The sequence below is a fragment of the Acidiferrobacter sp. genome (genome assembly GCF_054609335.1).
Genome location: NZ_JBTRWP010000016.1, coordinates 38349 through 62511 on the forward strand (window position 1 = coordinate 38349; position 24163 = coordinate 62511).

General features: G+C 63.9%; 24 protein-coding genes and 1 tRNA gene. 6 read left to right on the top strand and 19 right to left on the bottom strand.

From position 1 onward, the window contains the following. Positions 1-5 precede the first annotated feature (5 nt). Positions 6-81, bottom strand: a tRNA-Glu gene (locus ACYCTF_RS06075). Positions 82-617: 536 nt separating this feature from the next. Here ACYCTF_RS06075 and ACYCTF_RS06080 point away from each other — a divergent pair. Both ACYCTF_RS06080 and ACYCTF_RS06085 read left to right on the top strand, forming a co-directional pair. Further along, on the top strand, positions 618-953 hold the full coding sequence (locus tag ACYCTF_RS06080; protein WP_461284695.1) for a UDP binding domain-containing protein: 336 nt from the start codon (positions 618-620) through the stop codon (positions 951-953). A 95-nt stretch (positions 954-1048) separates the two neighbouring features. Further along, positions 1049-3406, top strand: coding sequence for a glycoside hydrolase family 15 protein (locus ACYCTF_RS06085; RefSeq protein WP_461284680.1), 2358 nt, complete (start codon positions 1049-1051; stop codon positions 3404-3406). A 138-nt stretch (positions 3407-3544) separates the two neighbouring features. Here the strand turns inward: ACYCTF_RS06085 and ACYCTF_RS06090 are convergent, their stop codons facing one another. The 3 genes from ACYCTF_RS06090 to ACYCTF_RS06100 all read right to left on the bottom strand — a co-directional run bounded on the left by ACYCTF_RS06090 (position 3545) and on the right by ACYCTF_RS06100 (position 6359). Then, the gene (locus ACYCTF_RS06090) at positions 3545-4843 is read right to left on the bottom strand and encodes a cation:proton antiporter (RefSeq protein WP_461284681.1); all 1299 of its coding nucleotides are present in this window, start codon (positions 4841-4843) and stop codon (positions 3545-3547) included. A 286-nt stretch (positions 4844-5129) separates the two neighbouring features. Next, positions 5130-5540: a YccF domain-containing protein gene (locus tag ACYCTF_RS06095; protein ID WP_461284682.1), complete on the bottom strand. Its 411-nt coding sequence runs from the start codon at positions 5538-5540 to the stop codon at positions 5130-5132. A gap of 132 nt (positions 5541-5672) precedes the next feature. Then, positions 5673-6359: a glutathione binding-like protein gene (locus tag ACYCTF_RS06100; protein WP_461284683.1), complete on the bottom strand. Its 687-nt coding sequence runs from the start codon at positions 6357-6359 to the stop codon at positions 5673-5675. Positions 6360-6459: 100 nt separating this feature from the next. On the opposite strand from ACYCTF_RS06100, the gene ACYCTF_RS06105 reads away from it, so the two are divergent. Together ACYCTF_RS06105 and ACYCTF_RS06110 are read left to right on the top strand one after the other, a co-directional pair. Continuing rightward, on the top strand, positions 6460-8361 hold the full coding sequence (locus tag ACYCTF_RS06105; RefSeq protein ID WP_461284684.1) for an ATP-binding cassette domain-containing protein: 1902 nt from the start codon (positions 6460-6462) through the stop codon (positions 8359-8361). A gap of 321 nt (positions 8362-8682) precedes the next feature. Then, on the top strand, positions 8683-10194 hold the full coding sequence (locus ACYCTF_RS06110; protein ID WP_461284685.1) for an ATP-dependent DNA helicase: 1512 nt from the start codon (positions 8683-8685) through the stop codon (positions 10192-10194). A gap of 36 nt (positions 10195-10230) precedes the next feature. Here ACYCTF_RS06110 and ACYCTF_RS06115 read toward each other — a convergent pair whose 3' ends face one another. The 3 genes from ACYCTF_RS06115 to ACYCTF_RS06125 all read right to left on the bottom strand — a co-directional run bounded on the left by ACYCTF_RS06115 (position 10231) and on the right by ACYCTF_RS06125 (position 11444). Next, a complete protein-coding gene (locus ACYCTF_RS06115; protein WP_461284686.1) occupies positions 10231-10620 on the bottom strand; it encodes a hypothetical protein in 390 nt (129 codons plus the stop codon). Beyond that, complete coding sequence (locus tag ACYCTF_RS06120) at positions 10617-10976, bottom strand: hypothetical protein (RefSeq protein ID WP_461284687.1); 360 nt, start codon at positions 10974-10976, stop codon at positions 10617-10619. Before ACYCTF_RS06120 ends, ACYCTF_RS06115 begins: the two co-directional genes overlap by 4 nt. Positions 10977-11057: 81 nt before the next feature. Beyond that, complete coding sequence (locus tag ACYCTF_RS06125) at positions 11058-11444, bottom strand: C40 family peptidase (protein WP_461284688.1); 387 nt, start codon at positions 11442-11444, stop codon at positions 11058-11060. Positions 11445-11814: 370 nt separating this feature from the next. Between ACYCTF_RS06125 and ACYCTF_RS06130 the strand changes: the two genes are divergently transcribed. Further along, positions 11815-12834, top strand: coding sequence for an AI-2E family transporter (locus ACYCTF_RS06130; RefSeq protein WP_461284689.1), 1020 nt, complete (start codon positions 11815-11817; stop codon positions 12832-12834). On the opposite strand, the gene ACYCTF_RS06135 is transcribed toward ACYCTF_RS06130, so the two are convergent. Together ACYCTF_RS06135 and ACYCTF_RS06140 are read right to left on the bottom strand one after the other, a co-directional pair. Beyond that, entirely contained in the window at positions 12770-14077 is a 1308-nt protein-coding gene (locus tag ACYCTF_RS06135) for an ATP-grasp domain-containing protein (RefSeq protein ID WP_461284690.1), read from the bottom strand. The two genes, ACYCTF_RS06130 and ACYCTF_RS06135, sit on opposite strands and share 65 nt — an antisense overlap. Next, on the bottom strand, positions 14062-14469 hold the full coding sequence (locus ACYCTF_RS06140) for a HesB/IscA family protein (protein ID WP_461284691.1): 408 nt from the start codon (positions 14467-14469) through the stop codon (positions 14062-14064). The genes ACYCTF_RS06135 and ACYCTF_RS06140 overlap by 16 nt, the downstream gene beginning before the upstream one ends. Positions 14470-14594: 125 nt before the next feature. On the opposite strand from ACYCTF_RS06140, the gene ACYCTF_RS06145 reads away from it, so the two are divergent. Beyond that, the gene (locus tag ACYCTF_RS06145) at positions 14595-14855 is read left to right on the top strand and encodes an oxidative damage protection protein (RefSeq protein WP_461284696.1); all 261 of its coding nucleotides are present in this window, start codon (positions 14595-14597) and stop codon (positions 14853-14855) included. A gap of 801 nt (positions 14856-15656) precedes the next feature. Here ACYCTF_RS06145 and acpS read toward each other — a convergent pair. From acpS to ACYCTF_RS06195, 10 genes are all read right to left on the bottom strand, one after another. Beyond that, positions 15657-16037, bottom strand: a complete 381-nt coding sequence (acpS, locus tag ACYCTF_RS06150) for a holo-ACP synthase (RefSeq protein ID WP_461284302.1) — start codon at positions 16035-16037, stop codon at positions 15657-15659. Continuing rightward, a complete protein-coding gene (gene pdxJ, locus ACYCTF_RS06155) occupies positions 16034-16759 on the bottom strand; it encodes a pyridoxine 5'-phosphate synthase (RefSeq protein WP_461284301.1) in 726 nt (241 codons plus the stop codon). The genes acpS and pdxJ overlap by 4 nt, the downstream gene beginning before the upstream one ends. Continuing rightward, positions 16756-17469, bottom strand: a complete 714-nt coding sequence (gene recO / locus ACYCTF_RS06160; protein ID WP_461284300.1) for a DNA repair protein RecO — start codon at positions 17467-17469, stop codon at positions 16756-16758. The genes pdxJ and recO overlap by 4 nt, the downstream gene beginning before the upstream one ends. Before the next feature lie 3 nt (positions 17470-17472). Beyond that, a complete protein-coding gene (gene era, locus ACYCTF_RS06165) occupies positions 17473-18375 on the bottom strand; it encodes a GTPase Era (protein ID WP_461284299.1) in 903 nt (300 codons plus the stop codon). Continuing rightward, complete coding sequence (gene rnc / locus ACYCTF_RS06170; RefSeq protein WP_461284298.1) at positions 18372-19046, bottom strand: ribonuclease III; 675 nt, start codon at positions 19044-19046, stop codon at positions 18372-18374. Before rnc ends, era begins: the two co-directional genes overlap by 4 nt. Beyond that, positions 19043-19420, bottom strand: coding sequence for a DUF4845 domain-containing protein (locus tag ACYCTF_RS06175; RefSeq protein WP_461284297.1), 378 nt, complete (start codon positions 19418-19420; stop codon positions 19043-19045). Before ACYCTF_RS06175 ends, rnc begins: the two co-directional genes overlap by 4 nt. A 25-nt stretch (positions 19421-19445) precedes the next feature. Next, positions 19446-20213, bottom strand: a complete 768-nt coding sequence (lepB, locus tag ACYCTF_RS06180) for a signal peptidase I (RefSeq protein ID WP_461284296.1) — start codon at positions 20211-20213, stop codon at positions 19446-19448. Between the two features lies 1 nt (position 20214). Further along, positions 20215-22008 (bottom strand): translation elongation factor 4, encoded by a 1794-nt coding sequence (gene lepA, locus ACYCTF_RS06185; RefSeq protein ID WP_461284295.1) that lies wholly within the window; start codon positions 22006-22008, stop codon positions 20215-20217. Between the two features lie 87 nt (positions 22009-22095). Continuing rightward, a complete protein-coding gene (locus tag ACYCTF_RS06190) occupies positions 22096-23514 on the bottom strand; it encodes a Do family serine endopeptidase (RefSeq protein ID WP_461284294.1) in 1419 nt (472 codons plus the stop codon). 20 nt (positions 23515-23534) lie between these two features. Beyond that, positions 23535-24163: MucB/RseB C-terminal domain-containing protein (locus tag ACYCTF_RS06195; RefSeq protein ID WP_461284692.1), on the bottom strand; the 629-nt coding region annotated here is incomplete at its 5' end.

Here is a 24163-nt window from a genome sequence, read left to right on the forward strand (position 1 = left end):
GTTATTGGCGTCCCCAAGGGGATTCGAACCCCTGTTACCGCCGTGAAAGGGCGATGTCCTAGGCCTCTAGACGATGGGGACCTAGCGTGCTACGCGGCTCCTTGCGACCGGTCGGGCGACCGGGCTGGCAACGGGCGTTGAAGGCCCGGTACTCTAAGGGCAAGATGCCCCAAAAGCAAGCCCGCCACGACCGCCCTCTGCCCAAGGCCTGCGGGCACGTCACGCCAGGGCATGCGGTAAGACTCCGACCGGTCTGGGCGTTTCGGTCACCCTGACCTCAATCGAGCCCATACTTTTTGACTTTATACCACAAGGACCGCTCGCTTATGCCTAACTGCGGCTCCAGAATACGGGTTTATCTTTTTCAAATGGTCATCGATGTGGTCGAGGCCGCCAACGATGCCCAAAAACACCTTCTTCTGGACCGCCTCGTCCACTACTTCGGACCGGACCCAAGCTGGCGCCGATCGCGATATGAGGCCTGGCTTCCAAGCCGAACACCGACGATATACGCGAAGCCCCGAGCCGCATCCTGCTCGAGGGCCTCTAGGGCCAAGGGGCACGCGTCATCGCCTACGACCCGGCCACCGCTCAGGAAACTCGCCGCATCTATGGCGATGCACCCCCGTCTGACACTGGCGGAAACGCCCATAAACGCGCTGGAGGGTGCCGATGCCCTGGCTATCGTCACCGAATGGAAGGTCTTCCGCGGCGCGGACTTCAATGCCATAAAATCCAGACTGAGGAGCCCCGTGATCTTCGACGGACCAACCCCCACGGCCCCGGCGGGTACAGGCGGCTGGTCTCACCTATTCCAGCATGGGGCGGTCCTAGCCCCCAGGTCTCGCCGGGGACTCACCGGTTCCCGGCGGCTGCCTTCATTTGGCACACCCGCCCACAAAGAAAGGTGTCGCGTGCCCGCAAGCGGGCCTTCGGCCATATATACTCAATAGATGCATACCGACGACAGGGAGTCCAGAGTGGGGACGATCACTATACGGGCGCTGGAGCGCGAGCGGCGCCCGGCCCCATCGCAGGCTTCAATCGCGTGAGCACAGACCGTGCGCCAGCCGCTCGTGTCCGCAGGCCCGTCTGGTCCACGGCGCGCAAAGACTGCGTCGGTACCGCGCTCGGGTCGAGCCGACTGTGGTTCACCGTAGGTTCCGGGATCATCACCGAGGTCTATTATCCGCGCATCGACACCCCTCAGATTCGCGACTTGGGCTTCCTCATCGCGGACGACGAGGGGTTCTGGCAAGAGATCAAGGCCACCCCAAACCCGATCGTGGAAATCGATGACCCTCGCACCCCGCTTCCTTATGTGCGCCACCACCACGAACGCTTCGAATTCACTTTCCAGATCTGCGCGGACCCGCACCGTGACGTCCTGCTCGTGGATTTCGAGTTAAAAGGGGAGGCGCGCCTGCGGCCTTATGTACTCTGCGCGGCGCGCCTCGGGGCGGATGCACGCAGCAATCGCGCCTGGGTCGACACCTGGAACGGGCGACGGATCGTTTGGGCCGAACAAGGGCCCTATGGCATGGCCATCGCCTGCCGCGATGCCGAGGGCCACGCCGCGCTTGGCCCCTGCTCCGTGGGAGAGGTCGGCACCAGCGATCTTTGGCAAGACTTCCGCGCCCACGGGCGCATGAGCTGGCAGTATACCGAGGCCGGGCCTGGCGAGGTTGCGCTCGCGGGCACCTTGCCGTGTTGCGGAACGCTTGCGCTTGGACTGAGCGGCTCCAAGGAGGCGGCGGCGAACATCGCTTGGTCATCCCTGAGCGAAGGGTTCCCTCGCGCAGCCGACACCTATGCGCAACGTTGGCGCAACTGGCACGAGGGGCGTCGGCCCTCCCACGACCCATCCCATCAGCTAGCCCCCGACCTCGCGGCGCTCTACACGCGGTCGGCCACCGTCATCAAGACCCACGAGGATCGCACCTTCCCGGGCGCGGTGGTGGCGAGCCTCTCGACCCCGTGGGGAGAAACAAGCGACACCCTCGGCGGCTACCACCTCGTATGGTCGCGTGACCTCGTCGAGTCGGCGGGGGCCTTGCTTGCGCTCGGCGCACACGAAGAGGCGCGGCGGGTCTTGGCCTACCTGATCGGGACCCAGCAGACCGATGGCCATTGGCTGCAAAACCAGTGGCTCGGCGGCACGCCCTTCTGGAACGGCGTGCAACTCGACGAAGCGGGCTTTCCCGTCCTGCTTGCAGGCGCCCTCAAGGCGCACAACATCCTCGGTGACATGGCAGTCAAAGATATGGTGTTCAAAGCGCTCTCCTTCATCATCCGGGAAGGTCCCGCAACCGCCCAGGATCGCTGGGAAGAAGACGCTGGCGTCAACACCTTTACGCTGGCCGTGGCCATAGCCGCGCTAGTCGAGGGCGCGGCCTTCCTCGACGGCCCGGCGCAGGCCTGCGCGCTCATGTTCGCCGACTACTGGAATGCGCAAATCGAGGATTGGACCTATGTCGATGGGGACGCCCTCTCGCTCCGGTTCCAGGTTCCGGGCCACTACGTCCGCATGGCCCCGCCGGATATCCTCACCGACCCCCGCGCGGAGCAAGAGGTGCTGCCCATCAAAAATCGGGCGAATGATCCGCGGCTTCTGGCCAGCAGCCAGATTTCCAACGACTTCCTGCAACTCGTGCGCTACGGCCTGCGCGAGGCCACCGATCCCCGCGTCAGAGACTCGGTCACCGTCATGGACGGCCTCTTGAAGACCTTGACGCCCAATGGCCCGGTCTGGCATCGCTACAATAGCGACGGCTATGGCGAACACAAGGACGGGCGCCCTTTCGACGGAACGGGCCGTGGCCGCGGCTGGCCCCTCCTTGCGGGCGAACGTGGCCACTATGCCATCGCCGCGGGCGAGGACGGGCTCCCCTATCTGCGCGCGATGGCAGCCATGACCGGCCACGGCGGTCTCTTGCCGGAACAAGTCTGGGAGAGCGCGCCCATCCCAGAATACGAGCTCTACCCCGGACAGCCGACCGGCTCAGCGATGCCGCTTGTGTGGGCGCACGCGGAATTCGTGAAGCTCTGTCAAAGCCAGATGCTCGGCATCCCGGTCGATCGACCGGCAGAGACCTGGAGGCGCTACGGGGGCCATCGTCCCGATCCAGGCTTTCGGATCTGGCAAACCCACCAACGCCCGCGCTTCTTACGCGTCGGCGAGGCGTTGCGTGTCGCGCATAGCACGCCCTTCATCCTCCACTTCGGCGTAGATGGCTGGCAGCAGGTCCACGATACCGCGTCCCAGGACCTGAGCTTCGCCCATGTGGCCATCGTGCCGCCTGAAGCCTTACACGGTGCTCAGAGCCTGCAATTTACGCTACGCTGGCCGACGGGAGATTGGATCCGTGAAGACTTTCATATCGAGATCGTGGCGCAGGCGCCGTGACACGATATCTCTGGCCACACCCAAGCGCGCCAGGGGTGCCCTAAGAGGCCACCCGCAGGCCCGTGATCGCGCGGGTATCCCCCCACAGAGCAAGCGGCGCTGGGGCGCCGACCTCCGACGCGAGCGCGGCACGACGCGCTAGGCGTCGACACCCTCGGGGATCGCATGGCCCATCTTTGGCAACAACACGCGCAAGACCGGCCCCGTGATGACCGTAGTCGCAATCGCCATGACAACAAGCAGTGTATAGACAATGCGGGGAATGAAGCCCGCGCTATAGCCGATATTGATAACGATAAGTTCCATGAGCGCGCGAGTGTTCATAAGGACACTCACGACTCCGGCGGCGTGGGAGTCGAGGCCGCTTATCCTTGCCCCAACATAAGCCCCCGCGCCCTTACCGACCGTGGCGAGGATTGTGATGCCTATGCACCAGAGCCAGAGCGCCGTTGTGTCTATCCCCGTCAAGTCGGTCCGCAAGCCCGCGAATGTGAAAAAGATCGGCAGGAAAAACACGGTCACGAAATCGCCCACCGTCTGGCGAAAGCGGTTCACGAACTCGCTGTTGTCGTGCACCAAGACCCCCATGACGAAACCGCCGAAGATCGTAAACACCCCAATCTCGTAGGTCATGATTCCCGACACAAACACGGCAAGAATGGTGATCGCGACGATAGAGGATGGTAAGCCCGGCTCATCCGGCCATGAGACCCGCGCGAGGGCGTAGCGGATGAGCGGCTTCACCCCACCAAAGCACACCACCAGATAAAGACCGAGAAAGCCGAACCGCCAGAGCATATCGGTCACCGAGAAACGGGCCGCCGCAAACGCCGCGACCGCGAGCAACAAGAGCCAGCCGACCACGTCATTGATGGCCGCCGCACTGATCGTGATGGCGCCGATGCGCGTACGGGTCAATCCATACTCCCTCAAGATCCGGCCGAGGATGGGGACGGCCGTGATGGCAAGCGCCGTCCCGACAAACAGGCTATATGGGATAATGGCGATGGTCGGCGCAAGCAGCGGTTGCGAGAATACGCCGAGCCCAAGACCCAGGACGAAGGGCGGCACGATCGAGCCTGCGGCAATAATAGCGACCGCGCGGCCGTTGGCAGGCTCATTCAGATGCGAGAAATCGAAGCCCATACCAATCTGAAACATCAGCAAGGTAAGCCCGATCTGACTCATAATCACAAGCGGTAGATGCGAGGCGCTGCCAAAGACATAGGCCGAAAGCCCAGGCGCGAAGTGGCCGAAAAGCGAAGGCCCGAGACAGAGGCCGGCCATGATCTCCCCCACCGACCGCGGCTGACCGATCTTTCTGGCAAGCGACCCGAGAACGCGCGCTGCCGCAATGATCAGTACAAGCTGCAGCAAAACGAAATACAAAACCCGCTCGGGCGATTGGGCCGCAGCACCCAGATGTGCACTCGTCATTACTCATATCCTTCTAAGTCGCGCCGCCTTGGCGCCGCGCGATCCTCTCTGGGAGGTGCCCCAAGCGGCCCCGCGCAAGCTTATCCCGGGACCTCCCCTGCGCCAAGGGCTGGGCCCGCTGCCAGCCATCGTGCCTGCCTTCATGCGCCTAAGTCGCCGCCATTTTCCGCAGACGGACCCCACTAGGCTCGCGCGCAGCGCGGAAATGGCCCATGCCGCTTCTGCGCAGGCGCTAGTCTACCGATACAGCGGGCGGGAAAGGGGACGGGGGCGGCGATACCCGCCGTCAAAGGCTCTTGCGTTTGTCGACAATGGTCATCCCGATCGGTGCCATCGCAATGACTGCAAGCTTCAGGTGTTGGATACCAAACGGGATGCCGATGATGGTGACGAAGTTGGCAACGGCCGACACGATATGGCCGATCGCAAGCCATACCCCGAACAAGAGGAACCAGAGGACATTACCGATGAGCCCGAGGGGGCCCGTCCCGATATCCGAGCGACCGCTCACCGCGCTGCGGCTCACCGCCTCGCGCCCGAAGGGGAAGAACGTGAACTGGCCTATGACGAAACACGCGCGCGCCCACGGGATGCCGACGATGGACACAAGGGCGAGGAGGCCCGCAAGCCACCAGGCGAGCCCCATGACTGCGCCCCCCAGAACGAACCACAACACATTACCGATCAAGGAAAACATCGCAACTCCAATTCACGCCCTTCACGCATGCGCCTGGAGACCCAGGCGACCTGCAGACACGCCGCTTGGCCCGACCGCAAGCGGACTGTCCTTCGGGACATAATTGCCTTCGGGGCCCCATCGTCCTTAATGTCAGGGGCGCGTGTCCTGGCCAAAAAGATGGCGCCGGGCCTCCTCGTCCATCCCACCCCCCTGCCCTATGCGCGCGCCAAGGGCATAGGCCCGCTCTACCGCTGGCCGTGCCGCTATCTCCTCGAACCAACGCTTGAGATGCCGAAAGGTTCCGAGATCCTGCTGCTGATCACGATGCGGGACGATCCAAGGATAGCAGGCCATATCGGCAATCGTATATTCCGCCCCGCCCACGTAGCGACTTACCGCCAAGCGCTTGTCGAGCACCCCATAGAGCCGCCGGGTCTCGCGCACATAGCGATCTATGGCATAGGGGATCTTTTCAGGGGCATAGCGGCCGAAATGATGGTTCTGACCGGCCATGGGCCCGAGACCCGCCATCTGCCAATAAAGCCACTGGAGGACCGTAAATCGCCCACGAACGTCGGCCGGAAGGAAACGTCCGGTCTTCTCGGCTAGGTACTGCAGGATGGCCCCCGACTCGAAGAGGCGGATCGGCTCGCCGTCGACATCGGGATCCACCAAGGCCGGCATGCGATTATTGGGGGCGATCGCCAGAAAATCGACGGCGAACTGCTCGCCACGACCGATGTTGACGGGAACGATCCGGTAAGCGAGCCCCGCCTCCTCCACGAAGATCGTCACCTTGTGGCCGTTTGGCGTAGGCCAATAATACAGGTCGAGCATACATTTCTCCCCATGCTGGGTGGCACGCCGTTGTCTCGTGCGCGTAGACCTGCGATTATAGCGGCCTTTCCCGGCCCATGCCGTACCAGCCAGTCCTTTCATGCCCCTATTGCGTCTTGATGATATCAGTCTCGCCTACGGCCACCACCCCTTGCTCGACCACGCCTCGCTTGCGGTCGAGGCTGGTGAACGGGTCTGCCTTATAGGCCGTAACGGCGAAGGCAAATCCTCGCTCCTGCGCATCGTCGAGGGTGCTATCAGGCCCGATGCCGGTACGCGCGTACTACAGCCCGGGGCGCGCATCGCCACCCTTGAGCAAGAAGTGGCGTGCGCCGATACCGCAAACGTCTACGAGATCGTCGCAGGCGGCCTTGCTGCGCTCGGTGCCGCGCTCGCCGAATACGAACGACTAACGGAACGCCTCTCCGAGGGCGCGAGCGATGATGATCTTGCGCGCCTCGGGGCCGTCCAGCAGATCCTCGATAACCAGGACGGCTGGCGATTCCAGCAGCGCGTGCAGACCGTGATGACAGATCTCGGCCTAGACCCCCATGCGCGCATGGGTGAACTCTCGGGGGGATGGCGGCGGCGCGTCATGCTCGGACGGGCGCTCGTGGCCGAGCCCGACCTCCTGCTGCTCGATGAACCTACGAACCATCTCGACATCGACGCCATATTGTGGCTCGAAAATTACCTCGCGAGCTTTGGAGGCGGGGTCCTGTTCGTGACCCATGACCGGGCCTTCCTGAAACGTCTCGCCACCCGCATCGTCGAGCTCGATCGGGGCACCCTGTCCTCATGGCCCGGCGGCTACGAGGATTACGTGCGGCGCAAGGCCGAGGCGCTGGCCGCGGAGGAGACCCGCCACGCCCTGTTCGACAAACGCCTCTCCGAGGAGGAGAAGTGGATCCGCCAGGGCATCAAGGCCCGGCGTACGCGCAACGAAGGCCGGGTGCGCGCCCTCGAGGCCATGCGCCGCGAGCGGCGGGCGCGGCGTGAACGCACGGGCCGCGCGGAGCTGCGCCTGGATACCGCCGACAGCTCCGGCAAGCTTGTCTTTGAGACCGAGCACCTCACCCTCGCCTACGACAGTCGGATCATGATCCACGACTTCAGCGTGATCGTGCAGCGCGGTGACCGTATCGCGCTCGTCGGCCCAAATGGCGCCGGGAAATCGACCCTCCTGCGCGCCCTCTTGGGCAACGAAACCCCGCGGAGCGGGTCGGTGCGACGCGGCACCAAACTGGAGATCGCGTATTTCGACCAACAACGCGAGCAACTAGACCCCAACGTCACCGTCATGGATAGCGTGGGCGAGGGCAAGGTCACGATTGCGATCGGCGGCCGTCAAGAACACGTCGCAGGCTATCTGCAACGCTTCCTCTTCCCGCCGGAGCGCCTGCGCTCCCCAGTCAGCATGCTCTCGGGCGGGGAACGCAACCGCCTGCTGCTCGCGCGGCTCTTCGCCAAACCGGCCAACGTCCTGATCCTGGACGAACCGACCAACGACCTCGACGCCGACACCCTGGAGCTCCTCGAGGAGACCTTGATGGAGTTCGCGGGCACCATCCTCCTTGTGAGCCACGACCGCGCCTTCATCGACCACGTAGCGACAAGCACATGGTTATTCGACGGTCGCGGTGGCGTTCACGAGTACGTGGGCGGCTATAGCGACCTTCCGCCGTCCTCGTCCGCGCCACCGTCGGGCGAAACGCCAGCACGCGCTGCTCCGCAAGCGCCGCCCCCGGAGGCGGCGCGCACAGCACCTCCAGCCGCAAACCGCCGCAAGCGCTCGTATAAAGAACAGCGGGAGATCGACGAGATGCCCGCACGCATAGAAGTCCTCGAGCGTGAACAGGCCGCGCTCCAGGCTGCGGTGGCCGACCCATCTCTTTACGAAAATGACCAGCTCGAGGTCGCGCGCCTCTTTGAGCGCCTCGCAGTGATCGACAAGGCGCTCGCCGAATGCTACGCCCGCTGGGAAGGGCTGGAATCCTCTTGAGAGGGGGTACCGAGGAGCTCCCAGGCACGCGACCAGGCGACCGATAGCGCCAGCACCCCCTATTGCTGCCTGGAAACGGTGGGGTCGCGCGCGAAGGTACGAGCGGCGCGCACAGCTCCTCTTCGCGACACACAAGCGGGAGCCCTAGATCTTCGGGCCGGCGTTCTCCAGCTTTTTTGGGGACCCCGCCCATGCTAAGGTAGCGGGCGCCCGGAAGGCGGCGACGATGCCGCAGAGGCCTTTTCCCATAATAGATCGCCGTCCATAATGCGCACGAAAAGCGCGCTCAAAAAACGCCTGACATGCCCGAAAGGGTCCACCTTGAGTCAGCGCCGGGCGTTTCTGGCCCTCCACGCCTTTTGTCTTGATCCCGGGGAAGCCGCGGGGCTGCGCGTGCTATGCGGCTATGCAGGCACCGGCAAGACCTGGCTTGCCGTACATCTCATCGAAGCGGCGTGCGCGAAGGGCCTCCGGGTCGCTTTATGCGCGCCCACGCACAAGGCGGTCTCGGTCATGACGGCCAAGCTCGCGCGCCCTACGCGTACCAAGGTCTGGTCCGGCACGCTGCATGCGCTCCTTGGCCTCAAATTGCGCGAAACCCACGAGGGCGTGATGCGCATCACCTTGGATCGCTACCCGAAGACCCTCTATTTCGAGTCCTATGACCTCGTATTTATCGACGAAGCGAGCATGGTAGGGCCCGAACTCATGTCATATATCGAACGATTCGCGCAGGGCGCACGCACGCGCGTAATCTACATAGGGGACCCGGGACAGCTCCTACCGGTGGAGGAAAAGACCCCCACTACGGACCCGCAACAGGATCTCGCCTTGGCTGATCCCGCGGGTCGCGAACCGCCAGTGTTCACCCAGGGCAGTTCGCGGCACGACTTGGTCGAAGTGGTCCGCCAGAAATCCACCGGCCGCCCGCACCCCATCATCCAATTCGCAGGAGAGATACGCCGCTACATCGAGGGCGAGGCCAGCGGGGTGTTCAATGCCGATAGCATTCGCCGCTACCTCGCCGAACACGCAAGCGAAATGCAAGGTGTCCATCTCGCGCGCGCCGCCTTTGCGGCGGAAGGGGCCGTAAGCCTGCGGCGCCGCCGACCCGCCAAAGACATACGCGTGATCGCCTGGCGCAATCGGATAGTCGACGAGCGCAACCGCTTCATCCATCGGGGGCTTGCGGCCCTCTACGGACGCGGCGAGCCGGAGGCACTGGATACCGCGCCGTTTTGGCCCGGCGAGACGCTCATCGCCCGCGAAACGGTCTACGCCTTTCGTTCTGCGGCGTGCATCCAGGAGCGTGGGGTGAAGGTTTGGGAAGAGGCCTTAGCTCCTATCGAAGGATCCCGGGGCGCCGAGGGCGCGGAGCGCGAACGGCGCGATGCCCTCGTCGACCTTGTGCCCAACAACACCGAAATGATTGTCACTGCCTGCGAGGCGCTCCATCACCCTTATCTCGACATCCCAAGCTGGCGGATCCAGGCGAAAGCGCCGGGACAGGATGAGGCGGTCGAACTCTTCGTGGCGCACGACCCGTCCGAGTACGAGCGACTCGTGCGCAAGACATGGACGATGTACAGGAGCACCGAGAGCCGCGCCCCCGAGGACTTCCGGCGCGCGTGGGCCGTGACACGGGCATGCGCCCCGGTCATGCACGCCTATGCCATGACCGCCCACAAGGCCCAGGGAAGCACCTTCCACTACGCCTTGGTGGACGTGGCCGATCTCTACGGGATGGTCGCGGGCGGCAAGGTCGACGACTACCATCGCGCGCTCTATGTCGCCGTCACCCGTGCCGCCGAACAGGTGTGGCTCTGCCTTTAAAGAGATCTGCCGCAGCGCGTGGGCGCCACTCCATCGCTACCAACCGAAGTCGCCGCAAAAGCCGCCGCCACGGTAATCGATTGTGACCCAGCGCGGACGGAATGCGTCACGCCGCTCAAGTGGAAAATCCATGAGCGGGAGTTCGTCCAAGACGGCATCGTTCGGCAGCGCACAATGACGCGCCATAACCGGACGGAACCACACCACGAGGCGCGGATGCGCGGAAGACGCGCTTGGCGCGACCTCATCAGGGGGCGCGACACCGAAGCGTAGCCGCTTGCGGATGAGGCAGCTAAAGAAAAGCTCCATCTCCACCAACAGGGGCTCGGCGCGAGCGTCGAGCGCGCGACGCGCCGATGCGGTGAGCTCCACGCGCACATCCGCCTCCCGCAAGGGTCGCGCCGCCGTTTTCGTCGCCGCGATCATGGCGGGCCACCGCGGCCGGGAGGGACCACGCGCAACCAACCACTCGGACAATTGGGTACCCGGGGGTAGTAGCCCTCCGGACGGCGGCAATAGTAGTAATAGGTAGGCCGCGCTGGCCGCGGCGGCGGATAGTAATCATGCTCTATAATGACTCGCCGCCGCGGGGCAAAGGCCCGGAAACCGAACCATAACGGGAACCAGTCGCCGCCACCGTCGTCGCCCTCATCGTCATCGACGCGCACGACATGCGCATGGGACAGAGGCATTACACGCATCGCATACACCTCGCGCGCCGCCACGGTAAACAGACTGCCTGCCAATATGGCTGCCATGACAAAGCGGTGTTTTATGGCCATCTCCGTTCCTCACGAGACACCAAGCTGCGCCTAGGATACCGCATCTGCGGGCGCAAAAAATCGTCCCCCTGCGTTTTTCTCCTAGCGCAAAACGACGAACGCACCTGCCACGGCGACCAGCGTCCAGACCCAGAGCTGCGGACTCGACGGGCGCCCATGCACCACGTAATGGGCGGTGTGTTCGCAGTTGTTGCGCCACAGGTGATAGCCGCGCGGCGCCCTTAAGACCTTCATGCCATTGGCGAGCACGTGTTCCCGCCGCACCGCCGCTGTCGGCCGCACGCGCACGGGCCGACCCGCAGCGAACTCCTCAATACTCGAGAGATGCTCGCCACGAAAAGGGCTGTTGTGCAGCACTCGCCCGTCGAACCACGCAACGCCTACGTGATCGTGCAAGCCCTTGTCGCGCTTCAGGAAATCCCCAGGACGTATAACCGTTACCGGTGTCGGCACGAGACCTTCCTCCATTGGGGCCTCCCTGCCCTTTGCAACGCCGCCCAGGCGCCTCTAAGCCGTCAGTCGGGGCCTGCCTGTTTTAAGCCCCCGCCTCGATCGCCCCTAGTGACGTACCCATAGGCGCTCGCCTCGCTAAGCCTAGCCCAGCGGTTTCGCGAAATCCACGGGTCGGGACGCGCTCAAGCCCCCGCCCAGAGTCACGACCGCCCCCCGGGCCCGAAATCGACGCGCACCCGGACGCGCACGATTGACTTCCCGACCGGGGCCCCTATCATGGGCCGATGCTGAGCCGACTTAAGCCTTGCACGCATCGCGCGCCCCAACCAAGCGTACCTCCCTGCACGATGATGCTACGAGGCGCGCAACACGCAGGGGCCCGCCCATGACGCGCGTACGCTATGGAGAGATCGCGCTCGCGACTCTGTTTGTGATAGGGCTCTACCCCTTGACGCCCTATTTCGTGCCGCTCTTTATGGGGGCCGTGCTGTGCACCGTGGGTTGGCGCGTGCAGTTGGCTGTGGAACGTGACTTGAACCTCCCGCGCTTCGCCGGCGCGATCCTGCATGCGCTGTCTTGGCTTGCCATCATCGTGCTCCCGTCGTGGCTCGTCATAGACACCCTCGCCGCCAAGCTCGCACCCGAGATCGCGCGCTGGAAGAGTGGCGGACCGCTCGTGCACGTCCCGCCGCAACTCGCCCATGCGCGCTTTATCGGCCCATGGCTTGCGGGTCATCTCCATAACCTGAACGCCAAGGTGCTGGTCCATTACATCGGCCACCACTCGGACTTCATCAAGGCGAGCCTAGGCCACGTCTGGGTCTTTCTGTTGCATACGATCATTGCCGCCGCCGTGGTCTTTTCACTTGCCCTACGGGGCGAGAAGATGCATGCCGAACTCATATGGATTGCCGAATCCCTTTGGGGCGTACGCGGGCAGCAGGTCCTCACCGCCGCCGCTCAATCGGCGCGCGCGGTCATGCTCGGTATCATCGGCGTGGGGCTCGTGGAGGGCGTACTGATCGGGCTGAGTTACGGCTTGGCAGGCATGCCCTTATGGTCGATCTGGCTGATCGCCACGGCACTCCTGTCCGCCATTCCGTTTGGGGCGGGGGCGGTGCTTGGATTGGTCTGTGGGTGGCTCATGCTGACAGGTCACGTCTTCGCCGGATTGCTCACGGCCGCTTGGGGGGTCGCGGTCATCACGGGCGCCGACCTGCTCCTGCGGCCGCTCGTCACCGGTAAAGAGAGCTCTGTGCCCTTCATGGCCCTCTTGCTCAGCATCCTCGGCGGGGCCAAGGTCTTTGGGCTCGTGGGGGTCATCGCAGGCCCCCTGCTCATCATGCTGGCGGCATCCCTCTGGCAGGCCTGGTTTCGCCAACCACAACCTCCCCCTGCGGCATGAGGGCCGGCCGCCACACGGGTGCGAGCACGAAGCGCAGATGGCCATGGGCGGTCTTCAGTGCCTCATGGACCGCTGCAGGGTCCGGACCTTCCGCGAAGATGAAACCGAGATAGCTCGCCCCCTCCGGCAGCGGCACAAGCTCCTGCCCCTCGCGCGCATCGATCACGACCTCGATCACCCCTGGCACGTGGTCAGCGGCCCTGAGCCCCTCCACACGCTTCAAGAGGCCGAGCCCCGGAATCGGGATCATGAGCACGCCCGCCGCCCCTGTCCGTGGCGCCACCACGATCGATTCCCCCAAGGCGTGACGCACGACAAGCTCTTCCAGGGATAGCCCCGTACCGAATCGCAACAGGCGCCCGCAGAGCCCCCCTATGGTGCGCGCTGCGATCTCGATCACCCACACCCCCTCGGCATTCAGGCGGCACTCGGCGTGGATCGGACCCTCCCGCAGCCCATAGGCACCCGCCCCGCACTCGACCTCGCGGCGTACCGCCTCGCAGGTCGCGGCATCCAGCTGCGAGGGCGTGATGTAATAGGTCTCCTCGAAAAACGGGCCATTGAGCGGCTCCGGTTTGTCGAAGATCGCCAGCGTCTGGAGGACGCCGTCGGTAAGCAGGCCCTCGAGGGCGATCTCGGCACCCGGCACGAAGCGCTCCACGAGCGCCCGCTTCCATACCGCGCGCTCGTCGCGCCCGAGGATGGCGGCGAGCCGCACAAGCGCTTTGCGCAGGGCCGGCGCGTCATCTACGCGCATGACGCCGCGACTGCCCGCCAGGGCCACCGGCTTCAAGACCAGGGGGTAAGGAAGATCATCGAGCAGCGGCAGCGGGGCATCCAGCGCCAGCACCTGGTGCCAGGGAACGCGCACGCCCGCCGCGCTCAAAACGGCGCGTGCATGATCCTTGCGACGCGCAAACTCCAAGGCCTGGGGCGGATTCCCCGGCAGACCGAGCCTCGGGGCCAGAAGACCCGCGACCTGCGCGCCCCAATCATCGAGGCCCAGAATCGCCTGAAAAGGCCCGCCGCGCCCGATCTCCTCGCGCAACGCCCTCTCGCAGCCATCTAAGTCATCCAGCGCGAGACGCAGGCCCGGAAGCCCGCTACGGACGATATTAGACGTCCCCTCGCTCGCTAAAACGACCTCCGCCCACCTCTCGGCGGCGGCCAGGAACGGCGCCGTCCGGTAGGAACCGAACGGCGCAACGAGCAGCAGTCGTGGCTTCTTTAGTGCGCCCCGCACCCGCCGCCGCCGCCGCAACCCCCGCACGCCCCGCCGCCCCCAGAACGGCTAAACACGTTGCGAAACAGGAAACGCGGCTCGCCGTCTTCGGTGTAATCGATCTCGGCGCCCTCCAGATAACTCAGGGCCACGGCGTCCACGAAGATCTTGAGCCCCCCCTTATGCCAGACGGCATCGCGGGCGCTCTCGGCCTCGGCCATGACCATGCCGTAGGTCATGCCACTGCAACCGCCGCCTGAGACAAAGACCCGAATGCCAATGACACCGTCCGCCGCCGCCTGCGACACGATCTCGCCAAGCTTGGTCTGGGCCGACTCGGTCACATGAATCTCGTCTACGAGCTGCGCCGGAAACATGGGCGCCGCGCTCGCCACCGCCTGTTCTTGCTGCATGAGAATCTCCTTCGGAAAGTCCCAGTATAGCGCCCCCCGCCGCATCCCGTAAGAGCAGCTTCCTAAGCGCGGCGGAGGTCCGTTATACTGCGCCATCCAACTCACAGAGGACGACCTTCGTGCGCATGGTTCAGTGTCGGGTCTTGAAGCGTAGCGCCCCCGGTCTCGAGCGGCCACCCTATCCGGGCGAGCTCGGCCAACGTATCTATGACGAGGTCTCACAGGACGGCTGGCGCCAGTGGCTGGATCAGCTGTCAGTGCTCATGAATGACCATCACCTGAATACCGCCGACCCCGAGTCGCAAAACGACATCGAGGCCATGATGCGGGCCTTCCTCTTCGAAGGGCGCCCGCCGGTCGTCAAGGCCGCCGGCGGCAAGAAGTAAGTCCCCGCGGGGCCCCTCAGCCCTGGACCCGATCGGTCGACCCGCGGCTTTGGGCCGTTCGCGGCGGCCAATTCCCCTCATCCCATCGCTGGGGCCTTGGCCGCACGTGGCGATGCGCTTGCGCACAAGGCCGCACTATCCCTTTAAGTTACGCCGGCCGCGGGACTGCCGGCGGGCAAGATGCGCCGACACCTCCCGTGGCGTATGCAATAGATCTCTCCGTGGGCCGGTGTCTTGACCGTGGAAAAGAGAACCAACGCTGCGCGCCAAGGAGAGCGCAAGCGAGGGCGCGTAGTCCGCGGGAGGCGTAGGTCCGGGCGGGTGGCCGTAGGCCACCTGCAAGGACATCGATACGCCGTCCAGTTATTGTGGGCGAGCCTGTTGTGCGCCAGAAAAGCGCACGGCTCGCCCGCAGGACGGCCGCGGCATCTCGTAGCGGAGCGAAGAGATCATGAGTTGCGCCGAGATCGAGGGCGCGATGGAGACTTGGACGTCCCATCGCGCATACCGAGAGCCGGCGCACGCTTGGGCATTACTCGATTTCGAAATACAATGGAAACACGATCATGGATGGACGGCAGCTTGAGCGCCTGATCCTTGTCGCCGGAAAGGATCGCCCGGATCCGCGACGCCATTCAGGCATGGTTCACGAGACACCGACAGAGGAGCGCGCCCGCCCGTCTAGACCCGTGACACTCTCAGCCTGCTAAAGTGGGCGCGCTCCTTGTCGATCAAAGACGTGCGCCTCCTGTCCCGCCCCGCTAGGTTCCGCCGCCTGCGATGACGCCGTTGGACAGACGGTCATGCGCCTTCGAGTATCACGAACGCGACCGCATAGTCGGCCTCGTCGCTCAAAGTCAGATGCACCGTCTTCGCGCCGAGTTGGTCGGCGCGAACGCGCGCGCCACCGTGCAGTAAAAGTCGCGGACAGCCGAGCGCATCGTGCGCCACACGGATGTCGCGCAGACCAAACACCCCCCGAAATCCTGTACCCAAGGCCTTGGCCGCTGCCTCCTTGGCCGCAAAGCGTTTGGCGAGGAAATGCGCCTGCCGTGCCGATGCGTTGAACTCGTCCTCTTCGACCGTATCGAGAATGCGCTCGGCGTAGCGCCTACCGAAACGGGCGAGCCCTGCCTCCAGCCGCGCCACGCGCACGATATCGGTCCCTATCCCTATGATCACGGTGACCGTACGCAGCCGACGATGAGCCGCTTCATCTCCGCGACCGCGGGCCCAAGACCCGTGAAGATCGCGCGCGCTACGATCGCATGTCCGATATTGAGCTCGCTGACACCGGGAATGGAGGCCACTGCCTCGACGTTGTGGTAATGGAGTCCGTGGCCGGCATGCACGACGAGTCCCAGTTCGCGCGCGAGCACTACGGCCGCCTGCAAGCGCTCGTATTCCTTCCGCTGTAAGGCGCCCTTGCTGTCGGCATAGGTCCCGGTATGAAACTCCACCACCGGGGCCCCCGCACGGACCGCAGCCTCGACCTGACGGGCGTCTGGGTCTATGAAAAGCGAGACCTGCACCCCGGCATCGGCAAGCCTATGGCAGGCCTCCGCGACCCGGCGCTCAGAGCCTGCCACATCGAGACCTCCCTCGGTGGTCAGCTCCTCGCGCCGCTCCGGCACGAGACAGCAGTCCTCGGGACGCACGCGCGTTGCGATGGCAAGCATCTCGTCTGTGACGGCCATTTCGAGATTCATACGCGCGACCAACATATCGTTCAAGACCATCACGTCGCGGTCTTGGATATGGCGCCGGTCCTCGCGCAAGTGCAGGGTGATGACATCCGCCCCCGCCTGCTCGGCGATGAGCGCCCCCTGCACGGGGTCGGGATAGCGCGTCTTGCGCGCAGCGCGCAAGGTGGCCACGTGATCAATATTGACGCCGAGCTTCATGATGGGGCCTGCATGCTGCGAAATAGGCGACGGGTATAGAGCGGCTTTCCGCCGAGCAAGGGCGCGAGTGCGGCGCGCAAAAGCTGCTTGGCTTCGCGCAACTGTTCGGGAACCGTGAACGTTTCCCGGGCGAGTGCGATCAAGGTGGCGCCCTTGACTACGAGCCCCTCCGATAGGTCATCGGCCACGACCGGCCCCTCGTCTAAGATGTAGCGGTAACTTGCGCTGGCACGCACAGCCTCTCCGCTACGCGCGTCGCGCAAAAGCGCGAGCCCGTAGCCAAGCCCCGCCAACAGGCGCTTCTCGAATATTCGTAACACGCCCTCTTGGCAATCGGTATCGGCCAGTGCGCGCAGCACCTCATCGTACGCGACGTAGAGGTCGGCATGGGCCTCGTGGCGATGCAGGAGCCTCAATACAAGTTCATTCACATAAAAGGCGCACCAAACGGCATTGCCCTTCATCTCTATCGCCGCCTCAGGCGCCTCGGCACGCACCAGGGTGCCGAGTTCCCCGCGCCCCGCCCAGGTTAGAAGCAGGGGCTGAAAGGGTCGCAACGGGGCGCCCGCGAAGGCCCGGCCGGCGCGCCGCGCGCCACGCGCCACGATGCCCACGCGCCCGAACGCGTAGGTGAAGGCCTCAAGCAAAAGGCTCGTCTCCCCATAGGGGTAATGGTGCAGAACGAAGCCGCGTTCGCCGTCGGTATGCATACGTCAATTGTCACCCCCGTACCCGAGACTCTGCAAGGCGCGCATATCGTCCGACCAGCCCCCGCGCACCTTCACCCACAGCCCAAGATAGACCTTTTGGCCCAGATGCCGCTCCAGGGTCTTGCGCGCGGCCGTGCCGACCGCCTTAAGTCCCGCGCCCCCCTGCCCGACGAGGATGGCCTTCTGGCCCTCCTTTTCGACATAGATCACGGCCTCGATGCGAACGAGACGCTTTTCCACTTTGTAGGATTCGATATCCACCGTCGTGACATAGGGGATCTCTTTGGCGAACCGCCGGAAGACCTGTTCACGGATGAATTCGGCGGCCAAAAAGCGCTCCCCCCGATCACTCAATTGGTCCTCGGGATACAGGGCCTCCTGCTCCGGGAGCGAACGCGCGATAGCGCCCTCGAGCGCATCGACATTGCTGCCGTCGCGGGCCGACAGCGGGACGATATCGCCAAAGAGCCCACGCGCGCCAAGCTCGGCTATCAGCGGCAGGAGGGCCTCCTTACGCTCCAGACGATCGACCTTGTTCAGGGCCAGGATCAAGGGCCGATCACGCCTTAGTTCCTTGACGAAATCGAGCGCCCGCTCGTCATCATCTTGCAGCCTAGGACAGGCCGTCACCAGCACGAGACAATCGGCTTCCGCGATCGCCGTCGCGGCGGCGCCGTCCATGTGGCGCGCCAAGGCCCCTTTGCCCCCCCACACGAGCCCCGGCGTATCCAGATACAGGAATTGCGCGCCCGGGGTGGTCTTGATGCCGAGGATCCGGTGGCGGGTCGTCTGCGGCTTGGGCGATGTAATGAGCAACTTGTGCCCAAGCAGGCGGTTTATGAGCGTGGACTTGCCGACATTCGGTCGCCCGAAGACCGCGATCGTGCCACTGCGATAAGTGGTCATAGGCCTCCAAGGCGCTTCAAGGCGCGCCGTGCGGCCTCCTGCTCGGCGTGCCGCCGGGTGCCGCCCTCGCCATGCGTCGGCTCCGGCAAGCCCGTTACGAGACACGCTACCTGGAAGCGCTGATCATGATCCTGCCCCGTGATACCCACGAGTTCGTAGCGCGGGCGGTCAAGACCGCGGGCCTGCAGAAACTCCTGCAAGGCGGTCTTCGCGTCCTTCACTTGGGCATGGGCCTCGATCCCCGACAGGCGCGCGGCAAAGAGATCGAGAAGCACGGCGCGGGTGCACTCATAACCCCCGTCCTGATACAAGGCGCCGATGACCGCCTCGAAGGCGTCGGCCAGGATGGAATCGCGGTCGAAGCCGCCGCTTTTCAGCTCCCCACCCCCTAGGCGCAAGAGGCGGCCGAGCCCCATCTCGCGGGCAACCGCCGCCAGGGTCTCGGCGCGCACGAGCCGCACCCGCAGGCGCGTCAATTCCCCTTCGGACAGGTCGGGGAAACCCGCATACAAAGCGTCGGCCATCACCAGATTCACCACCGCATCTCCCAGGAACTCCAGACGTTCGTTGTTTCTTGCGCCATGGCTCCTGTGCGTAAGCGCCTGCGTGAGAAGCCCGGGGTCGCGAAACGTGTAATCCCAGCGGCGCAGGAGTCCGGACTCGTCGCTCAAGACCCCGTCACCGCGCGCCGATCGACGAAGTGAACGTCCGCCGTTATGTTATACATGATCGGTATTTGCACATCGTAGCGAAAGACCATCACGCGTGCGCCCTGCGCCGTGCGCTCGAAATGCAGGTCCTTACCCACCGCGACATGGCTGATATAACCCACCGAAAACATCCGGCGCACGGCTTGGCGCAATTCGCTGCGCCCCATCGCCTGGGCCCCCGGCCGCTTGGCGACGCTCGCAAGCGCCTTTTCGATCTGCCAGTTGTTCATGTAGGGCGGCCAGATCTTGAATGCCAAAAAGACCCAGAACCCGACCATGATGACACACACCAACGCGCTCCATAATGACGCACCGCGCTCCCTTCGCCACGCCATAAACCCTCCCGCCATTTCTTCTTGTTCAGGGAATACTACGCCCGATACGCTTAAAATCCACACCCCCACCATGGGCTGTATTCCAGCTAAACCAAATGAAAAATGCGCGACCCACCAGATTCCTCTGCGGGACGTAGCCCCAGTAGCGACTATCATCGCTCAGGTCGCGATTGTCCCCCAACACAAAATATTCATGCGGGGGCACCACGAAATGCACGGGCTTTTGGGTGATCCCCGGTATGAGGATGATGTGGTGGGTGATCTGCCCCAGCTTTTCCGTATACCGGTAAGCCTCCAGGAACTGTCCGCTCTGCTCGGCGTACAGATAGGGGCGTTTATGGTAATGCGGTATGAGCTTGCCGTTTATGTAAAGCTGCTTATTGATATAGCTGATATGGTCGCCCGGAAGGCCCACGATACGCTTGATATAGTCGACCGACGGGTTCTTCGGGTAGCGGAACACCACCACCTGCCCCCGTTTGGGCTCGCCGACCGGCAGGATCTTGGTGTGCAGCACCGGCAGCCGCAGGCCGTAGGCGAACTTGTCCACGAGAATGAAATCGCCTACGTGCAAGGTCGGGATCATCGACCCCGAGGGGATCCGGAACGGCTCGACCAAGAACGAACGGATCAACAAGACGACGAGGATGACAGGGAAAAAGGACCGGGCGTATTCCGCATACAGTGGCGGTCGCACCGACTTGTCCTTGCGCATAAGCGCGTCCATCCCCCACAAGATACCGCTCAAAAAGAGCAGCCCGACAAGCCACGCGGAGAAATCGTCGAGCGACATATTATTTATCGACCCGCAGAACGGCCAGGAATGCCTCTTGCGGGATTTCCACAGATCCGAGTTGCTTCATACGCTTCTTTCCTTCTTTTTGACGTTCGAGAAGCTTGCGTTTACGGCTCACATCCCCGCCGTAACATTTGGCCGTGACATTCTTACGTAAGGCCTTGACGGTCTCGCGAGCGATGACGTGCGCCCCTATGGCCGCCTGGATGGCCACATCGAACATCTGGCGCGGTATCAGCTCGCGCAGGCGGTGTATGAGCTCGCGCCCCCGGTACTGGCTCTGGGCGCGGTGCGCGATGATGGACAGAGCATCCACGCGGTCACCATTTATAAGCACATCGACGCGCACGAGGTCGGCCGCCCGGAACTCGCGGAAATCATACTCGAACGAGGCGTAGCCGCGACTCAAGGACTTCAAGCGGTCGAAAAAGTCGACGACCACCTCGTTAAGCGGCATCTCGTAGGAGAGCATCGCCTGGCGTCCGAGAAAACGTAGATCGCGCTGTACCCCACGTTTCTCCACACAGAGCTGGATCACGGGGCCCAGATATTCCTGAGGGACCAGGATATTGCACGAGATGATAGGCTCGCGGATCTCGCGCACCGTGCCCGCCTCGGGAAGCCGCGCGGGGTTGTCGACGCGCAGACATTCCCCCTTCGCGGTCTCGACTTCGTAGACCACCGTGGGTGCGGTGGTAATGAGATTCAGATCGTACTCGCGCTCGAGACGCTCCTGGATAATCTCCATATGGAGCAGGCCAAGAAACCCGCAGCGAAATCCGAATCCGAGCGCCTCCGAGGTCTCCGGCTCGAAATGCATAGAGGCATCGTTCAGTTTCAGCTTGTCGAGGGCCTCGCGGAAATGATCATAATCCGACGCCTCGATCGGATAGAGCCCCGCGAAGACCCGTGGCTTGATCTCTTTGAAGCCAGGCAAAGGCGTGGTAGCCGGGCGCCTCGCGTCGGTGACAGTGTCGCCCACCCGGGCGCCCTTCACGTCCTTGACGCCGGCCACGAGATAGCCGACCTCGCCCGCGCGCAGGGCGTCGACTGGCAGGCGTTTCGGGGTGAAAACGCCCACCTGCTCGACGTCGTAGTCGCGCCCAGTGGCCATCATGCGCACCCGCGCGCCCCGCGCCAGCACCCCGTCGACCACACGCACAAGCGCGACCGTACCAAGATAGGTATCGAACCAGGAATCGACGATGAGCGCCTTCAAGGGCCCAGACTCGTCACCGCGAGGCGCGGGCACGAGCGCCACCACGGCTTCCAGGATGTCGCGTATCCCCTCGCCGGTCTTGGCGCTGGCACGGATGGCGCCGGAGGCCGGCACGCCGATGATATCCTCGATCTCGCGCGCAACACGCTCGGGATCAGCCGCCGGGAGATCGATCTTGTTCAGGACCGGGACGATCTCGAGATTGAGCTCGGCGGCCGTATAGCAATTCGCCACGCTCTGCGCCTGCACGCCTTGTGCCGCGTCGACTACCAGGAGCGCGCCCTCGCAGGCGGTGAGCGAACGCGACACCTCGTAGGAGAAATCGACATGGCCCGGTGTATCGATCAGGTTCAGCTTATATTCGAGGCCATTGAGCGCCTTGTAGCGCAAGGTGACGCTCTGGGCCTTGATGGTGATCCCTCGCTCGCGCTCGAGATCCATGGAGTCGAGCACTTGGCTTTCCATCTCGCGCGCACTCAAGCCCCCGCAGAACTCGATGAAACGATCGGCGAGCGTCGACTTGCCGTGGTCGATGTGGGCGATGATCGAGAAATTGCGAATGCGATCTTGCAAGCTTGGCCTTGGGGCGCGGACGATTACCGCGAAAACCGGTCACAGACGTGTGGCCGCATCATACCGGGTTTCGCGAGCCTCACCAACTTATTTGGTCAGGGCCAAGAATAACGAACTTCCGTCCCTGCGGATCAGCAAAGGCACGGGGCGGTGTGCGGGGACGCCACCCAGCACCGACATGAACGTGGACACCGTCCCTACCGATCGCCCGGCAAGGCTCAGAATGACGTCGCCCGGTGCGATACCGGCCTTTTCGCCGGGTCCACGACTCACCCCCTCGACGAACACCCCCTTCGTGACCCCGAGCTCGCGCTTCTGGTGGCCTGTGAGGTCGCGCAGCGCAAGGCCAAGCGAAGCCCCGTTACGGGGCTTATGTGGTGTGCGCACATAGCTTGCGGGCATGGTCTCGGGCAAGGCCCCGACGACCACCGAAAGCGTTTCGGGGTGACCATCGCGCACGATCCTCAGGCGCGCCGGCATCCCTATGGGGGAGAGCCCCACAAGCGGCGGGAGATCCGACGACTGCGTGATCGGATGGCCATCGAAACGCACGATGACATCGCCTGGCTTCAGGGGCGAGTGGGCCGCCGGACCATTGGGCAGAATCTCCGATACGAGCGCCCCGTAGGGCTTGCGCAGACCGAAAGACGCCGCAAGCTTGCGCGTCACATCCTGGATCGTGACCCCAAGCCATCCCCACTGCACGTGCCCTCTTGCCTGCAGCTCGTGACTGATGCGCATGGCGAGATTGATGGGGATCGCGAACGACAAGCCCATGAAGCCGCCCGTGCGGCTGTAGATCTGCGAATTGATGCCTACGACCTCACCTTGGGTATTGAAGAGGGGCCCGCCGGAGTTGCCCGGGTTGATTGGCACGTCGGTCTGGATGAAAGGCACATAGTTGGAGCCCGGCAGGTTGCGTCCGACCGCCGACACGATGCCGGCGGTGGCCGAGTTCTCGAAACCAAACGGCGCCCCTATGGCCAGCACCCAATCGCCCACCGCAAGGCGCGAGGCGCGCCCGATCTTGACGATCGGGAGGTGCGCGGCCCGGATCTTCAGGAGAGCCACGTCGCTCTTCGTATCGAGGCCTACCACGCGCGCCACGTAGTCGTGGTCATTCGCGAGCTTGACGATCACTTGCTTGGCATGGTTGATCACGTGGGCGCAGGTGAGGATATAGCCGTCCGAGGCGATGATAAAGCCCGATCCCAAGGATTTGGTCACGAAATGCCGCGGCATGGTCTGGCTCTGCTGCGGCAGGTTATGAAAGAACTTGTTCAAGGGATTGCCGGGCCCCCCGGGGGCGCCGAACCCGAAGCCCGGTGCAACGGCCGCCCCCTTCACCACTTCGGTGCTGCTGATATTGACCACGGCGGCATGGTTGACGCTCACGATCCGCGCGAAATTCGGTAAAGCGCTTCCCTGATCGGCGCGCGCGGCCCCGAAGGCCGCCATCACCATGAGCCAAACCGATAGCAGCACCCTGCGCGCAATCATCGCCATCCCTTCCATCCCTCGTCCCTTCAGGGCGCCGCCGGCGCCAAGCGCCGCACCGACAGCGCCATCGCCTCGACGGTCAACATCGGCACATCACCAAGCGCCGTCACCATCCTATGATCCACCACTGTGCGAAATACATGCAAAGCCCCCAAACGGATGAGCTGGGCATGGACCAGCGCCGCTCGCGGGCGCCGGCCGATGAACACCGATACGCCCGCCAGCCCGTCCGAGTAGACGAGGTGCTGCACGACCCCCTTTTGACCACTGACACGCCGCATCAGGCGCATGGCGAGCCGAAATCCGGGGGGCCGCTTCCCCACCGTCCAACGCGATTCGGGATCGGGAAACAGTTCTCCTCGCTCTTCTTTATAGGCGTGCACCTGCCCTACGCCAATAGGCCCAACGGCCGAGGCAGGAATGGCCCGATGCAGCCGCAAACGGGTGAACAGGAACTGCTCGATCGCGCGCCCATCATCGTTGATGACTGCGGCCTTCAACAACAAGCCATTGCGGCGGTCGGCCCACAAGCGATACCCATAGCGGTAGTCGTCGCGCGGGGTAATCACGACCAGACGCGCCATCGACCCCGCAACCCGCGCAAGCCCACCCAGATGGAAGGCGTAGAATTGGCGCAAGGGCTTCAGGTGAGTCG

What these genes read in the sequence shown, in the direction of transcription:
- ACYCTF_RS06080 (WP_461284695.1), top strand. Translation starts at nt 618, where the DNA reads ATGCACCCCCGTCTGACACTGGCGGAAACGCCCATAAACGCGCTGGAG.
- ACYCTF_RS06090 (WP_461284681.1), bottom strand. Translation starts at nt 4,843, where the DNA reads ATGACGAGTGCACATCTGGGTGCTGCGGCCCAATCGCCCGAGCGGGTT.
- ACYCTF_RS06095 (WP_461284682.1), bottom strand. Translation starts at nt 5,540, where the DNA reads ATGTTTTCCTTGATCGGTAATGTGTTGTGGTTCGTTCTGGGGGGCGCA.
- ACYCTF_RS06100 (WP_461284683.1), bottom strand. Translation starts at nt 6,359, where the DNA reads ATGCTCGACCTGTATTATTGGCCTACGCCAAACGGCCACAAGGTGACG.
- ACYCTF_RS06105 (WP_461284684.1), top strand. Translation starts at nt 6,460, where the DNA reads ATGCCCCTATTGCGTCTTGATGATATCAGTCTCGCCTACGGCCACCAC.
- ACYCTF_RS06115 (WP_461284686.1), bottom strand. Translation starts at nt 10,620, where the DNA reads ATGATCGCGGCGACGAAAACGGCGGCGCGACCCTTGCGGGAGGCGGAT.
- ACYCTF_RS06120 (WP_461284687.1), bottom strand. Translation starts at nt 10,976, where the DNA reads ATGGCCATAAAACACCGCTTTGTCATGGCAGCCATATTGGCAGGCAGT.
- ACYCTF_RS06125 (WP_461284688.1), bottom strand. Translation starts at nt 11,444, where the DNA reads ATGGAGGAAGGTCTCGTGCCGACACCGGTAACGGTTATACGTCCTGGG.
- ACYCTF_RS06130 (WP_461284689.1), top strand. Translation starts at nt 11,815, where the DNA reads ATGACGCGCGTACGCTATGGAGAGATCGCGCTCGCGACTCTGTTTGTG.
- ACYCTF_RS06140 (WP_461284691.1), bottom strand. Translation starts at nt 14,469, where the DNA reads ATGCAGCAAGAACAGGCGGTGGCGAGCGCGGCGCCCATGTTTCCGGCG.
- ACYCTF_RS06145 (WP_461284696.1), top strand. Translation starts at nt 14,595, where the DNA reads ATGGTTCAGTGTCGGGTCTTGAAGCGTAGCGCCCCCGGTCTCGAGCGG.
- pdxJ (WP_461284301.1), bottom strand. Translation starts at nt 16,759, where the DNA reads ATGAAGCTCGGCGTCAATATTGATCACGTGGCCACCTTGCGCGCTGCG.
- recO (WP_461284300.1), bottom strand. Translation starts at nt 17,469, where the DNA reads ATGCATACCGACGGCGAACGCGGCTTCGTTCTGCACCATTACCCCTAT.
- era (WP_461284299.1), bottom strand. Translation starts at nt 18,375, where the DNA reads ATGACCACTTATCGCAGTGGCACGATCGCGGTCTTCGGGCGACCGAAT.
- ACYCTF_RS06175 (WP_461284297.1), bottom strand. Translation starts at nt 19,420, where the DNA reads ATGGCGTGGCGAAGGGAGCGCGGTGCGTCATTATGGAGCGCGTTGGTG.
- lepB (WP_461284296.1), bottom strand. Translation starts at nt 20,213, where the DNA reads ATGTCGCTCGACGATTTCTCCGCGTGGCTTGTCGGGCTGCTCTTTTTG.
- ACYCTF_RS06190 (WP_461284294.1), bottom strand. Translation starts at nt 23,514, where the DNA reads ATGGCGATGATTGCGCGCAGGGTGCTGCTATCGGTTTGGCTCATGGTG.